The sequence below is a fragment of the Corynebacterium sp. UMB4614 genome, from assembly GCF_030217065.1.
Lineage (GTDB): Bacteria > Actinomycetota > Actinomycetes > Mycobacteriales > Mycobacteriaceae > Corynebacterium.
On the sequence record NZ_JASONC010000101.1, the window covers coordinates 1 to 258 of the forward strand.

Annotated in this window: 1 protein-coding gene; it reads right to left on the minus strand. The window is 63.2% G+C overall.

Features of this window, described 5'->3' with window-relative positions:
• Window positions 1–258: transposase (locus QP413_RS10065; protein WP_284781618.1), on the minus strand; the 258-nt coding region annotated here is incomplete at both ends.

Genomic DNA, 258 nt, shown 5'->3' on the forward strand with positions numbered 1-258 from the left:
CCACAGCGTTTTCAGCGCCGCGGTGTCGTTCGGGAATTGCCCGCGGTTACGGGTAGCTTTACGCAGTTCAGCGTTGAGCGATTCGATCGAATTCGTGGTGTAGAGCACCCGGCGGGCCGCTGGCGGGAACTGTAAAAACGGCACGAACCGGTCCCAGGCGTCGCGCCAGACTTTGACCGATTGCGGGTATCTCTGGCCCAGTTCACTGGCCTGGAACGCGTCCAGGCTGGCACGTGCGGTGTCCTCGTTGGCGGCCGT